The organism is Staphylococcus casei (assembly GCF_030294405.1).
In the GTDB taxonomy this organism is placed as follows: Bacteria; Bacillota; Bacilli; order Staphylococcales; family Staphylococcaceae; genus Staphylococcus; species Staphylococcus succinus.
Genome location: NZ_CP125718.1, coordinates 716,877 through 729,801, shown reverse-complemented (window position 1 = coordinate 729,801; position 12,925 = coordinate 716,877). Strand labels below are relative to the sequence as shown.

11 protein-coding genes and 1 pseudogene are annotated in these 12,925 nt (G+C 33.5%); 5 read left to right on the top strand and 7 right to left on the bottom strand.

Translation table 11 applies throughout. The annotated features are described in order from the left end of the window. Positions 1-158: 158 nt before the first annotated feature. From QMO72_RS03225 to QMO72_RS03200, 6 genes are all read right to left on the bottom strand, one after another. Positions 159-935: an N-acetylglucosaminidase gene (locus QMO72_RS03225; RefSeq protein WP_103267456.1), complete on the bottom strand. Its 777-nt coding sequence runs from the start codon at positions 933-935 to the stop codon at positions 159-161. A 26-nt stretch (positions 936-961) separates the two neighbouring features. Beyond that, on the bottom strand, positions 962-1,234 hold the full coding sequence (locus QMO72_RS03220) for a hypothetical protein (RefSeq protein ID WP_046835719.1): 273 nt from the start codon (positions 1,232-1,234) through the stop codon (positions 962-964). A gap of 148 nt (positions 1,235-1,382) precedes the next feature. Further along, entirely contained in the window at positions 1,383-1,847 is a 465-nt protein-coding gene (locus QMO72_RS03215; protein WP_046835720.1) for a helical membrane plugin domain-containing protein, read from the bottom strand. Further along, complete coding sequence (fdhF, locus tag QMO72_RS03210; RefSeq protein ID WP_103267455.1) at positions 1,847-4,801, bottom strand: formate dehydrogenase subunit alpha; 2,955 nt, start codon at positions 4,799-4,801, stop codon at positions 1,847-1,849. Before fdhF ends, QMO72_RS03215 begins: the two co-directional genes overlap by 1 nt. Before the next feature lie 280 nt (positions 4,802-5,081). Next, a complete protein-coding gene (locus tag QMO72_RS03205; protein WP_103267454.1) occupies positions 5,082-6,041 on the bottom strand; it encodes an LCP family glycopolymer transferase in 960 nt (319 codons plus the stop codon). A gap of 126 nt (positions 6,042-6,167) precedes the next feature. Next, positions 6,168-6,959 (bottom strand): inositol monophosphatase family protein, encoded by a 792-nt coding sequence (locus QMO72_RS03200; protein WP_103267453.1) that lies wholly within the window; start codon positions 6,957-6,959, stop codon positions 6,168-6,170. 462 nt (positions 6,960-7,421) lie between these two features. On the opposite strand from QMO72_RS03200, the gene QMO72_RS03195 reads away from it, so the two are divergent. Beyond that, positions 7,422-8,114 (top strand): helix-turn-helix transcriptional regulator, encoded by a 693-nt coding sequence (locus QMO72_RS03195; protein WP_069822845.1) that lies wholly within the window; start codon positions 7,422-7,424, stop codon positions 8,112-8,114. A gap of 29 nt (positions 8,115-8,143) precedes the next feature. Here the strand turns inward: QMO72_RS03195 and QMO72_RS14150 are convergent. Next, a pseudogene (locus QMO72_RS14150) lies at positions 8,144-8,871 on the bottom strand (CPBP family intramembrane glutamic endopeptidase). A gap of 172 nt (positions 8,872-9,043) precedes the next feature. Here QMO72_RS14150 and QMO72_RS03180 point away from each other — a divergent pair. The 4 genes from QMO72_RS03180 (at position 9,044) to QMO72_RS03165 (ending at position 12,923) form a co-directional block, all read left to right on the top strand. Then, positions 9,044-9,373 carry a hypothetical protein gene (locus tag QMO72_RS03180; protein ID WP_103267452.1) on the top strand — a complete coding sequence of 110 codons (330 nt, stop codon included), beginning with the start codon at positions 9,044-9,046 and terminating at the stop codon, positions 9,371-9,373. Between the two features lie 98 nt (positions 9,374-9,471). Next, positions 9,472-10,527 (top strand): MupG family TIM beta-alpha barrel fold protein, encoded by a 1,056-nt coding sequence (locus QMO72_RS03175; RefSeq protein ID WP_103267451.1) that lies wholly within the window; start codon positions 9,472-9,474, stop codon positions 10,525-10,527. Continuing rightward, positions 10,527-11,414 carry an N-acetylmuramic acid 6-phosphate etherase gene (gene murQ / locus QMO72_RS03170; protein WP_103267450.1) on the top strand — a complete coding sequence of 296 codons (888 nt, stop codon included), beginning with the start codon at positions 10,527-10,529 and terminating at the stop codon, positions 11,412-11,414. The genes QMO72_RS03175 and murQ overlap by 1 nt, the downstream gene beginning before the upstream one ends. A 69-nt stretch (positions 11,415-11,483) precedes the next feature. Further along, on the top strand, positions 11,484-12,923 hold the full coding sequence (locus QMO72_RS03165) for a PTS transporter subunit EIIC (RefSeq protein WP_103267449.1): 1,440 nt from the start codon (positions 11,484-11,486) through the stop codon (positions 12,921-12,923). Positions 12,924-12,925 lie beyond the last annotated feature (2 nt).

Below are 12,925 nucleotides of genomic sequence, written 5' to 3'. Positions count from 1 at the left end.
ACTCCACATTTCCCTAGTCTTTTCCATGTTACTCATAAATATTAACGCTAATTTTAAATTCCTTATCTTCACATATGGACGTTATGCCTTATACAGATAAAAAAGATAACATTAAAACCTTATGTTATCTTTGCCATAATACTAGTATAACTCAATCGTTATAAATAATAGTCATCATGAATATGATCTTTTCTAATACCTAATTGTTTATAATAATGCTTCATAAAACTAGCTATGTTTTCATCCCACTCTACGTCACTAGCATATTGATGATTACCAGGATTTTCAGGATTCCAACGCATTTGGTACAACGTTAATTGCTCCTTATTAAGATAATTTTTACGTACAAACTTTGCTCCGCCCATAATTGCTTTTTCTGGAGATGTCCATGATTGTTCTTTAGCAAAACTACTGCCCGTGTGAACAGCATTTACATCAAACGCACCAATACCATAAAAATTATAATATTTTTTCCCATCATCTTCGATACCATTTGCAAGCTCTGATTTACCGTGACCAGTTTCTACAAGTGCATGACTCACTAAATATAATACATTCACTTCATATTTATCTTGTGCTTTTAAAAATGCCGCACCTTGATTTTTTAATATGCCTTTATCTTTTAAAATGTGATTTAATTCATCTTCTGACATCGGTACTGCCTCAGAAATATCCATATGATTCAAATTTGCTTTATCACTGTTTACGTCCATAGCTTTTTTTACATCTGCCTTCGAAGCATTTATAAATTGTCCGTTTTTTTCTTTCATATTCAAAGTGCCTTCACCAAGTTGTCTATCAACCGCTTCGTCAAATGTATATGACTTTTGGTTATCAAATAAATGTGTTTCATTAATGATAAGCAGAATTGCGAAAATAGCGCCTATGATTATCAATAATATTAACGGTAACCTCTGCTTTATATTTTCATTCATTTTGAGAAAAACTCCCTAACTTACATTTATTTAGTCAATGTAACATAAGCAAAAATAATAGCAATTAAGACAATTATAAAAGAAATATTAATTGTTATCCTCATGCCTTTTCGATCTCTAAATAAAGTATTAAATATCGTTAAACTAATCACTAGTGACAACACAAACATTGTAATCGCCATAACCATATTTAAAGTAATTAAAAAAATTATCCCAATGACTAATAAAATATTTGAAAATATAGCCATTACTTTTATCATTTTCGGATTGATAAGCTTCCACTCCTCATCATAAAACATATGTAATATTTAAATTCTAATAATAGAAATTGTATCATATTTATTACTGTTGCAAATATGTCATTTTAGAGACAACAAAAGATAACACTCGATTTGTGCCGTAGCTTAAATCGAGTGCTAACTTTATAATTATGTGATTATATCGATATTATCTTGACATTCCTCTTAACATATTAAGCATATACGTTAAGCTACGATTCATTTCGTCATCTTTTAATATGCCCATCAATCCTGTTATTGATGTTTTTTGATTTGGATTAGCTTGATTAGCCACATGCAAACCTTTATTTACTTTGTTTAGCATCTCAGATAAATCATTTACGTTTAAATCACCTAGTAAAAATACAAGTGAGGCCATATTAGAAATCAAACCAGAATAAGTGTCCTTATTTAATTCAACTGCAAATTTGTTAGCAATAACCCCTCTACTTTTAACTGCACCAGATAAAGCATCTAGTATTTTCGCATCGTCTAAAGTACTAATAATGTTGATTGCTTTCAAAATACTATCCTTATTCTCAACAATTGCATCTGTCACTTCTTCTAAACTTTCTTGTTTGATCTGCGCTTCTGACTTTTCCATACGTTTAATTTTAGATATTCTTTCAGCCATTATCTATCCACCTGATTTCCTGGGAAAGTATAGTCTTCACGTTTCCACTTATCTTCAACTCGTACACTATATTGCGGTTGACGTTGTTTATTCACACGGAAGTTTGTTGGGTTTAACGGTGACTTACCTCTACGTGTCTTCACTTCCATACGACAACTTGTACGTTTATACGATGGCGTATCTGTATCTTTATCTACATCACTATTTGTCAATAAGTTAATCGCACCATGATCACCATTAACCATTGCATTGTTATTCAGTGGTATATAGATTTCTTTACCTTTCACTCTATCGGTAACATGAGCGATTAACTCAGCTTCCCCCGTATCAGAAATCAATTTAATTTCTGCACCTTCGTGAATACCGCGCTCTTTTGCTAATTCCGGTGAAACTTCGACAAACGTGTTCGGCATTTTATATTCAAGGCCAGGTACTTTATAAGTCATATTGCCCTCATGAAAATGCTCTAATAATCGTCCATTGTTCACATGTAAATCATATTCTTCATTTACTTTAAAGAAATTATCAAATGTTAATGGATAGAATTGGGCTTTGCCATCCTCAAAGTTAAATCCTTCTAGATAAAGTGTTGGTTCGTCTGTGCCATCTTCAGCTACAGGCCATTGTAAACTACTATATCCTTCTAGTCGATCATAATTCACACCTGAATATAATGGCGTTACTCTAGCGATTTCATCCATGATTTCACTCGGGTGTTGATAATTCCAATCATAGCCTAAAGACTGTGCAACTGATTGTATGATTTGCCAATCTGGCTTAGAATCTCCTTTGGGTTCCAATGCTTGATATAAGCGTTGGATACGACGTTCAGTATTTGTAAATGTTCCTGTTTTTTCTAATGAAGGACTTGCTGGTAATACTACATCTGCATACGATGCAGTAAATGTGAAGAACTCATCTTGTACAACTAAGAAACCTACTTTTTCAAGCGCAGCTTGTACAAAATTAATATTAGAATCTACTATCCCTGTATCTTCACCATATAGATAAAGTGCATCTATTTCACCTTCATGAATACCTTCCATCATTTGGTGATTATCTCGACCGACTTTATCAGGTAACGCTTCACCGTATTCACGTTCAAATTTCGCTCTAATTTCATCATCCACTACTTTTTGATAGCCAGGAAATTGATCAGGCATACTTCCCATATCACTACAGCCTTGAACATTATTATGTCCTCGTAAAGGATATGCGCCTGTGCCTGGTTTTCTATAGTTTCCAGTAGCTAATAATAGATTTGAAATTGCAGTTGATGTATCACTACCGATATCCTGTTGTGTGACTCCCATAGCCCAACAAATAGATACTGATTCAGCGTTAACAACTTGTTTTGCGAAATCAATTAACGCTTCTTGAGAAATACCAGTCGTTTCTTCTGCAAATTCCATTGTGAATGGTGCTAAAGATTTATAGTATTCTTCAAAATGATTTACCCATGTGGTAACAAATGATTCATCGTGAAGCCCATGATCAATAATGTATTTTGTAACAGCTGACAACCACACTAAATCAGTACCTGGTTTAGGCTGATAAAAATTGTCGGCACGTTCTGCCATTTCATGCTTACGTATATCAAAAACATTTAAAGTATTATTATATAGTTTATGACCACGTTTAATACGTGAGGCAATAACCGGGTGTGCTTCAGCTGTGTTCGTACCTATGAGTACAACCATATCTGCGATTTCAAGATCATCGATAGAACCCGAATCTCCACCGTGTCCTACTGTTCTAAATAAACCTTTAGTTGCAGGTGCTTGGCAGTAACGCGAACAATTATCAACGTTATTTGTACCAATTACTTGGCGTGCTAACTTTTGCATTAAATATGATTCTTCATTCGTTGCTTTAGAAGAAGAAATGAATGCTAAACCGTCTGGTCCGTGCGTAGCTTTTACTTTCAAAAAGTTTTCAGATACGACTTTCAACGCTTCTTCCCATTCTACTTCTTCAAACTGCCCGTTTTTACGTACTAACGGTTTAGTTAATCGTTCTTCAGAATCGACATAATCCCAACCAAATTTTCCTTTAACGCAAGATGAAATTTTATTTGCTGGAGATTCATGTTGTGGTTGTACTTTTATTACTTCTCTATCTTTTGTCCACACATCGAACGAACATCCGACACCGCAATAGGTACATACTGTCTTTGTTTTTTCGATACGTTCTTCTCGCATAGCTGCTTCTGAGTCTGAAACTGCAAATAATGGTCCGTATCCAGGTTCAGCTTTTTTAGTTAAATCAATCATGGCTGCTAATGAACCTGGTTCTAAATCTGTCATATAACCAGCATTACCTTCCATATTGACTTCCATCATGGCATTACATGGACAAACTGTTGCGCATTGTCCACACCCAACACATGAAGAATCATTAATAGTAGTATCATTGTCCCAAATTACACGTGGTTGCTGGCGTTCCCAATCAATTGTAAGTGTTTCATTGACTTGAACGTCTTGACATACTTCTACACAACGCCCGCATAAAATACATTGATTTGGGTCATAACGATAAAATGGGCCGTAATCTTTTTCGTAGGGTTTTTCTTTATATTCATATGTTTGATGTTCTAGCCCCCACTGATCCATTGTATTATGGATCTCGCAGTCACCATTGTTATAATCACAAACTGTACAATAAAGCATATGCTTTTCTAATATTCTATCTAAAGCTTCTTTTTGACTTGTCTGTACGTTATTATTTTGTGTATGAACGACCATAGGCTTATCAATTGTTGTGCTACAGGCACGTGCCATTTGACCATCTATCTCAACAGTACACGTATCACACGTTTGAATCGGTCCTAGCGATTCATTGTAACAAATTGACGGAACAAAAGTATCTTGAGATTTAATAAACTCAAGTAAATTTGTCCCCGGTTCAACAAGATAATCTTTACCATCCAACGAGACAATTAAATGTTCTTGCATAATCTTCACCCCTATTAGTTTCATGTACTATACCCGTAAGTGCATTACAAATTCACAACTAACATTTAATCTAAAAAGCCCCACACTTTTTAATTTAATGTTAGTTATATTGTATACGTATTTCTTCAGAATGTTAAGGCTTTCCCTTTCTATTTTAATTTTCATCAATAACAAAGTTAGGTCCATATAATAGAAAAGCAACATTTACTTTAGAATTTTATTTTGCCTAAAAAAATATGAGTTTTAAGCAATTGCTTAAAACTCATAGAATTTATAATTATTAAATCCCTAAATTATCTTTAATACTGGACTCTATTTCACTTAGCGAACTATCACTCGGTACAAAATAGTACAAGCCATCGTCTTGAATGCCACCTTGGCCCTGTAATTGATGTCTATTCACATTATCATTAGCATCATTATATTTACTTCTAATTTTGTTTAATTCACCAATCGATAAATCTGTCTTCACATTATCTTTAATGTGATTCATTATTGCATTAAAATGTGGAATAGAGCTTACACTTGTAAGTTTGTTTGCTAGTCCTTCTATAACAATCTGTTGGCGTTCTTGACGTCCAAAATCTCCGCCTGCGCCTTCCTCTTTACGACTTCTTATAAAAGCCATCGCTTGTTGGCCATCCATATGTGTTTTTTCGCCTTCATTAAATTGTTGGCCATCATATGAGAATGTAGCATTACTTGTTACGTCAATACCACCCACTGTATCAATCATATCTTGCATGCCATCCATATCAATTGTGGCATAATGATCGATTGGCACATTTAATAATTTCTCTACCGATTTCACTGCCATGTCTGGCCCGCCATAGGCATAAGCATGGTTAATTTTTTCTGTTGTCCCTTGACCAACAATTTCTGCTTGCGTGTCTCTCGGAATACTTACAATTTCAGTTGTTTTTTTCTGAGGATTAATAGATAACACCATGATTGTATCACTACGTTGACCACCACCATCAGCAGCTCTTTTGGCATCAGAATCTACACCAAATAATGCAATGGTAAACGGATCACCATGATTTAAATTTACATCTTTATCTCGTAGTGAGGATTTATTTCTATCTAAAGGATTGTGTATCGAACCACCAACAGAAAATATTTTAAATCCTAAATATATGACTGCTATTAGCGCTAATAAAACTAATATGCCAAAAAACCATAATACGATTTTTTTGGATAATCCCATTTTCTTTTGTTTGTAATAATTAGAGCGACTCACTCTTATCATTCCCCATTCTGTATTCAATTTTCATTTAATACATTCATTATATAGTAATTAGCTTGATTTGACATAGTGCTTGAGACCTATAGTCCGCCTCAACTTGAATAACTTCGTTATGCCATTTTATTTTTCGTAACCTTGTCCAGAATTTAATATTTGTAAAATTTGTTCATGACATCCACGATTACTAATTATAAAATTGCCACCTTTGGAAAAATCTACTGGTTGGTTATTTAAAGAAGTCATCTTCAGTCCTAATTCACGCGCAAATAAGAATTGTGCTGCTATATCCCAAGGTTTTGGATTTGTATTTATATGTGCACCAAATTGTCCATTAATTACTCGAATTGAGTCTAGGCCACATGAGCCAATGAAACGATAGCTAAATGATGCATCATGCAAGTCATGCATCGTTTCATCATTCATTACTAAAGAATTAAATGAAATGACCGCATCTTTTAATTCAATATTTTCTGGTTGTGTTAATGGCTCTCCATTTACATATGCACCAAATCCTTTTACAGCTTTATAAAGCTTACCATGAGGATAATCATATATGTATGACAATACCGGTTCTCCATCAACAAAATATCCTAATATAATACAATAATCTTCTTGTTGTTTAACTAAATTTGTCGTTCCATCAATTGGATCCATAACCCACACATGACCTTGTTTGGCATGTACTTCATCGTTCGATTTTTCTTCTGCTAACAACTGATGCTCTGGAAAATGCTTATTTAAAAATAATTCGAATTTGTCTTGAATTGATTTATCCACGTTAGTCACTAAATCAAACCTATTTTGTTTTGTGCTTGTAACCATATCTTGTATGAGTTGTGGAATAATATCATCTAGTGTAGCGAGCCACTCTCTGACAGCATCATCGATAAAAGTTAATTGTTCTTTCTCCATTTCTACACCTCTTTTGAATAATTGAATGTAAGCATTACTATCAATAGCTTACTATGTATAATTTGTTATATCTTATCATAATATTATTAGTGAAATATATGATAAACATAATTAGATTCAAGAAAATTTTTCCTTTTTATTCAACGTCTCACCTTTATGACATAAAAATAAAACCGACTAGATACTCTAGCCGGTTAAATAGAAAGGAAAGTAAGTAATAAATATTGAAGATGTTTGCTTTAGTAACTCGTACGAATAGGTGTAACCAAAACTATATGTAATAGCCTACCCCTTTGTCATCTATTCGATACCCCCTTGTTACTAACTACATATTATCACAACTCTCTAAATAATGTAAGCGTTTTCTCAAAAGTTTTTAAAAAAAGTTTTATAAATGTCGTCATTGTCACTTTTATGATATAATAAATGTAATATGTAATCATTTGGGAGGTGACTTTCTTAGTGAATAAACGCGAGCGACAAAACAAACTTGTTCAAGCTATTCAAGAGAATAGACAAATTACAGCATCAGAATTAGCAACAACGTTAAATGTATCGAAAAGAACAATATTAAGAGATATTCAAGATTTAGAAGACCAAGGTGTAAAAATTCTAGCAAAGCATGGGAAACTTGGGGGCTATCAACTACAGGAAACACCAAATAGTTATGAAATTGAATTAACTGAGAACCAACTATCCGCTTTATTCTTAGTCCTTAATGAAAGTCAATCTATCTCAACGCTTCCTTATAAAGAGGAAATCAATGCAATTATTAAAAAGTGTTTAAACTTACCCTATACTAAAATGCGACGTACACTCAAAAAGTTAGATCGCTATATTAAATTTGACGATCAACAATATACTAACTTACCGGCAATTTTCTCTAATGTTCTTATTTATTGTACCGAAAGAAACGTTATGGCAATGGAGTATGATAATCATAGTCGTGTCATTACAGAAAATGTTATATTCATTGGCTTATTATGTGAAGGTGGCTTGTGGAAAGCAGTCGTTTTTGAAATTGGTCTTGGTAAAACCAATGAAATTCCAATCGTAGATATACAAGATATTTCTTATTCTTTTGAGAAAACGATTAAAACACAAGATATTACTATAAATAATTACCAACAATTTTTAAACCCAACTGAGCCATAACCAATCAGTTGGGTTTTTATATTATATGCTTAATTTAGTGTGTAAATTGTTAATATAAAAGAGATCAAATTATTTAACATATGTAAACTTAAACTTGAAATCAATTTCCTTCCTGATTTCAAATATGCATACACTAAGCCTATCGCTAAAATAAAGTAACTTCCAAATTCTAAAGGTGACTCAGCACCAGTCACATGCATCAGTGAGAATAATACCGCTGAAATGACTCCCATCACTTTAAAATTAAATTTCTTCCCTAACTCACCGATAAGTAAGTGTCTAAAGACCATTTCTTCTACAAATGCTGCTGCAACCACGACAAGTAAGAAAGTAAATGGTAAAAATTCTGGATTTTGAAATAAAATGTTTAATTCTCTTTCATTTTGAGTTTCATCAAATCCTAAATCTCCAGGTAAATATTGAACACCTACATTATATCCATATGAGCAGACAAACATAGTAATAAATATCATTAATAAAAGAAGACATGACGCTTTAAATAATAGACATTCGCTTTAAATCGCGTCTCAAAATCATGCCAATGTAGAAAATAAAAACAAAATATAGTAACAACGTATGCTAATAATTGAGCAAGTGAACTTAATAACATGTCACTACTTTCACTTCGTTCTTCTAAATAAAAAGTACTATAGACGATACTAGCATTAGAAAATATAAACATACTCACTATAAGTATCACAATAAGAGAAAAATCTTTCCATACAATATCTTTAAATTGAAACTTTTCTTGTTTCATTTGATGTCTACCTCTTTCAACTTTATAATCCTTCACTTTTCATTTTAGCTAAAATGCCTATTATGCCATTAATTATTTTTAGTATGTCAAAAAATAATTAGCCACAGTATACCACTTTTATTACATCATAATAAATTAAAGCCCTAGTAAACCATGAAGAAAGGAAATCTATATGTATAATCAAGCATTTCACCAATTAGAACAACGTATTTCTAAATTACTCAATCTTATAGAAATCTATAAATATAGCATAGTTACGAATAATAAAAAGAAAGAACAATATAAACAAGATATACATGATTTTATTGATAAAGAATATCTCTCTATGAAACAAGATTCACTTCTCCATCATTCTTTGATCCATTATAATTATTTCAAATTCCTCACTGATCAACAGAACCAACCTATCGATGAACTTACTATGGGTCATACAATCAAGTATATCAACTGTGTTCAACAGCGCTTATATCAAATTCATCAATTGCTATCATTATTTTTGTAACAAAATTTCAAATTAAAAGATATTATAACCAAAAATTGTAATACTATTTCATTTATCGTATAATGAAAGCGATTACTTATATGTGAGGAGTGTTTTAAATGCATGGATTTTCTGTTTATCTAAGCCATCCTATAGACAAGTCGTATATAGACAGCATGATTGATTTAGGTTATACAACTATTTTTACATCAGTACAAATTCCAGAAGAAGATGATGACAAGAAATATCGCTATTTAATTGAACTGCTAGATTATTTATCAACAAAACAAGTTACGTATATGATTGATATTAACCCTTCATTACTCAACCATTCTTTTTACCAATTTTTACAACAGTATGAGCAAGCTCATTTTATTATCCGTATTGATCATAGCACCTCTATTGATATTGTCACCGAAATCATCAACCACGGTTTTCATTGTTGTCTCAATGCTAGTATTATCTCAGAACTTTTACTACAACAGCTTTCCTATCAATTAGAAGATTTCTCTCATCTATGCTATTGCCATAATTATTATCCGCGTCCAGACACTGGCTTAGAATCACAATTTGTAAAAGCACAAAATGAAATGATTCTTAAATATAATGCACATGCAAATATTTATGGGTTTATCGCTGGTTCAACACTTCGTGGTCCAATATATAAAGGTTTACCAACGATTGAAGATACTAGATACAAACACCCCATTGAGAGTGCTCAGATATTAAGAGATCATCTCGTTGCACATATTATGATAGGAGATACACAGCTCCATCTAGAATATGCCAAACGACTTATGAATTTCTTACGTCACAGACATTTCACACTAACGATTGAAGTTTTAGATCAACAAGCACAATATATTTTAGAAAAATCACATACTGTACGTCCAGATAATCCAGGTAAAGTCATCAGATCACAAGAGGCTCGACACTACTGTACAACAGAAATCCAACCCTTCTTAACAAATGAGCGCTACTACGGCGCCATTACTATAGACAATATACGTAACGGGCGCTACCAAGGCGAATTACAACTTATCAAACAACATTTACCATCACATGAACATATCAATATAGTAGGAAAAGTCTTGGCAGAAGATCAGTCATTATTACATTGTATGCGTCCAAACGACAAGTTTAATTTTATAAATCAATCTACGGAGTTGAGATAATGAATAATTTAATTACAGAATCTAGAAATGAAAATACGATGCAACTAGATGAAATGACGATTTATCAAGCATTAGAAACTATGAATAATGAAGATCAAAAAGTTCCACAACAAATAAAACAAGTCCTCCCTGAGTTAACTAGAGTAATCGAAATCACCACACATCAGTTTAAAAATGGTGGCCGTGTCATCTATATGGGCGCAGGTACAAGCGGTAGATTAGGGGTACTTGATGCTGCAGAGTGTGTGCCAACTTTCAATACGACACCGAATGATTTTATCGGTTTAATCGCAGGTGGACAACGTGCTATGACCGTTGCAGTTGAAGGTGCTGAAGATAGTCAAACACTTGCAGAAACAGACTTATCACATATCAATCTCACAGATAAAGATGTCGTCATAGGGTTAGCAGCAAGCGGCAGTACACCTTACGTTAAAGCAGGATTAACATATGCAAATGAGCTAGGCGCACATACCGTTGCTATTTCCTGCAATGTAGACAGTGAAATAGGTAAGATTGCACAAATTCCCATAGAGGTCAATGTTGGTCCTGAAGTCTTAACTGGTTCGACTAGACTTAAATCTGGTACAGCACAAAAACTTATTCTCAATATGATTTCAACAATTACTATGGTAGGCGCTGGTAAAGTATATGGCAATCTCATGGTTGATGTAAAAGCGTCGAATGACAAGTTAATTGATCGATCTATAAGAATCGTTCAAGACATTTGCGATATGTCTTATGAAGCAGCTCAAGAACTCTATACTGATGCAGACAAAAATATCAAAACCGCTGTCGTTATGTATTTATGTGATATTTCAAAAATAGAAGCAGAAACGAAGTTACGTCAAAATGACTATATTATTAAGCAAGCTATTAAAGAGTAGTACTCAATAACGCTTTCGATTTAGACATTAAACTGATGAAGCTTTGCCATATAAGGAGGTAAACAGATTATGACCAAAGAACAAATATTAGCAGAACGTATTATAGATGCTGTCGGGGGCATGAATAATATAGATAATGTTATTAATTGTATGACCCGTGTAAGAATTAAAGTCATAGATGAAACTAAAATTGACTATGACACACTAAAAGCCATTGACGGTGTCATGGGCGTAGTCAAGGATGATCGCATACAAGTAGTAGTTGGACCTGGTATAGTAAATAAAGTAGCCGACCATATATCAGAACTAAGTGGTGTAAAATTAGGTGAAACTATCCCCCACGACACTAAAAATTATAAAGCTGAAGCACAAGCTAAAGCACAAGAAAATAAGACTGCATTTCAAAGTAATCAAAAAAGAGGCAAGTTTAATAAATTATTAAAGACAATAGCTAATATCTTCATCCCCTTGATTCCAGCTTTCATTGGAGCTGGATTAATCGGTGGTATCGCAGCTGTCTTAAGTAACTTATTAGCTGCTGGTCAGATTTCTGGAGATTGGGTCACACAACTTGTAACAGTATTTAATGTTATTAAAGATGGAATGTTAGCTTATTTAGCGATATTCACTGGTATCAACGCAGCTAAAGAATTTGGAGCAACACCAGGACTAGGTGGTGTCATTGGAGGTACAACACTATTAACTGGCTTAACAGATAAAAATATGATTACTAACATATTTACAGGTGAGCCACTTCAACCAGGCCAAGGTGGTATTATAGGCGTTATCTTCGCAGTATGGCTTTTAAGCATTGTAGAGAAAAGATTGCACAAAATCGTTCCAAATGCCATAGATATTATCGTTACTCCAACTATCACTTTATTTATTATTGGCTTATTAACAATATTTATCTTTATGCCGTTAGCTGGCTTTGTATCTGATGGTCTCGTATCAGTAATTAACGCTATTATTAGTATTGGCGGCATTTTCAGTGGTTTTATTATTGGTGCGTTTTTCTTACCATTAGTCATGTTAGGGCTGCACCATATTTTTACACCTATTCATATTGAAATGATTAATCAAACAGGTGCAACCTATTTATTACCTATTGCAGCAATGGCAGGTGCTGGACAAGTAGGCGCTGCGTTGGCATTATGGGTAAGATGCAAAAGAAATACTACATTGAGAAACACTTTAAAAGGTGCGTTACCTGTTGGTTTCTTAGGTATAGGTGAACCATTAATATATGGTGTCACATTACCACTTGGAAAACCATTCTTTACAGCTTGTATTGGTGGCGGCATTGGTGGCGCTGTTATTGGCGGTATTGGCCATATTGGGTCAACTGCTATAGGCCCTAGTGGTATTTCTTTACTCCCACTTATTTCAGACCATATGTATATAGGCTATATTGCAGGGCTACTCTCAGCATATGCAGGCGGCTTCATTTTCACATATTTCTTTGGTACTACTAAGTCCATGAGAGAAACAGATAGTTTAGGTGGCTAATA

What these genes read in the sequence shown, in the direction of transcription:
- QMO72_RS03175 (WP_103267451.1), top strand. Translation starts at nt 9,472, where the DNA reads ATGCATGGATTTTCTGTTTATCTAAGCCATCCTATAGACAAGTCGTAT.
- fdhF (WP_103267455.1), bottom strand. Translation starts at nt 4,801, where the DNA reads ATGCAAGAACATTTAATTGTCTCGTTGGATGGTAAAGATTATCTTGTT.
- QMO72_RS03225 (WP_103267456.1), bottom strand. Translation starts at nt 935, where the DNA reads ATGAATGAAAATATAAAGCAGAGGTTACCGTTAATATTATTGATAATC.
- QMO72_RS03220 (WP_046835719.1), bottom strand. Translation starts at nt 1,234, where the DNA reads ATGTTTTATGATGAGGAGTGGAAGCTTATCAATCCGAAAATGATAAAA.
- QMO72_RS03215 (WP_046835720.1), bottom strand. Translation starts at nt 1,847, where the DNA reads ATGGCTGAAAGAATATCTAAAATTAAACGTATGGAAAAGTCAGAAGCG.
- QMO72_RS03180 (WP_103267452.1), top strand. Translation starts at nt 9,044, where the DNA reads ATGTATAATCAAGCATTTCACCAATTAGAACAACGTATTTCTAAATTA.
- QMO72_RS03200 (WP_103267453.1), bottom strand. Translation starts at nt 6,959, where the DNA reads ATGGAGAAAGAACAATTAACTTTTATCGATGATGCTGTCAGAGAGTGG.
- murQ (WP_103267450.1), top strand. Translation starts at nt 10,527, where the DNA reads ATGAATAATTTAATTACAGAATCTAGAAATGAAAATACGATGCAACTA.
- QMO72_RS03165 (WP_103267449.1), top strand. Translation starts at nt 11,484, where the DNA reads ATGACCAAAGAACAAATATTAGCAGAACGTATTATAGATGCTGTCGGG.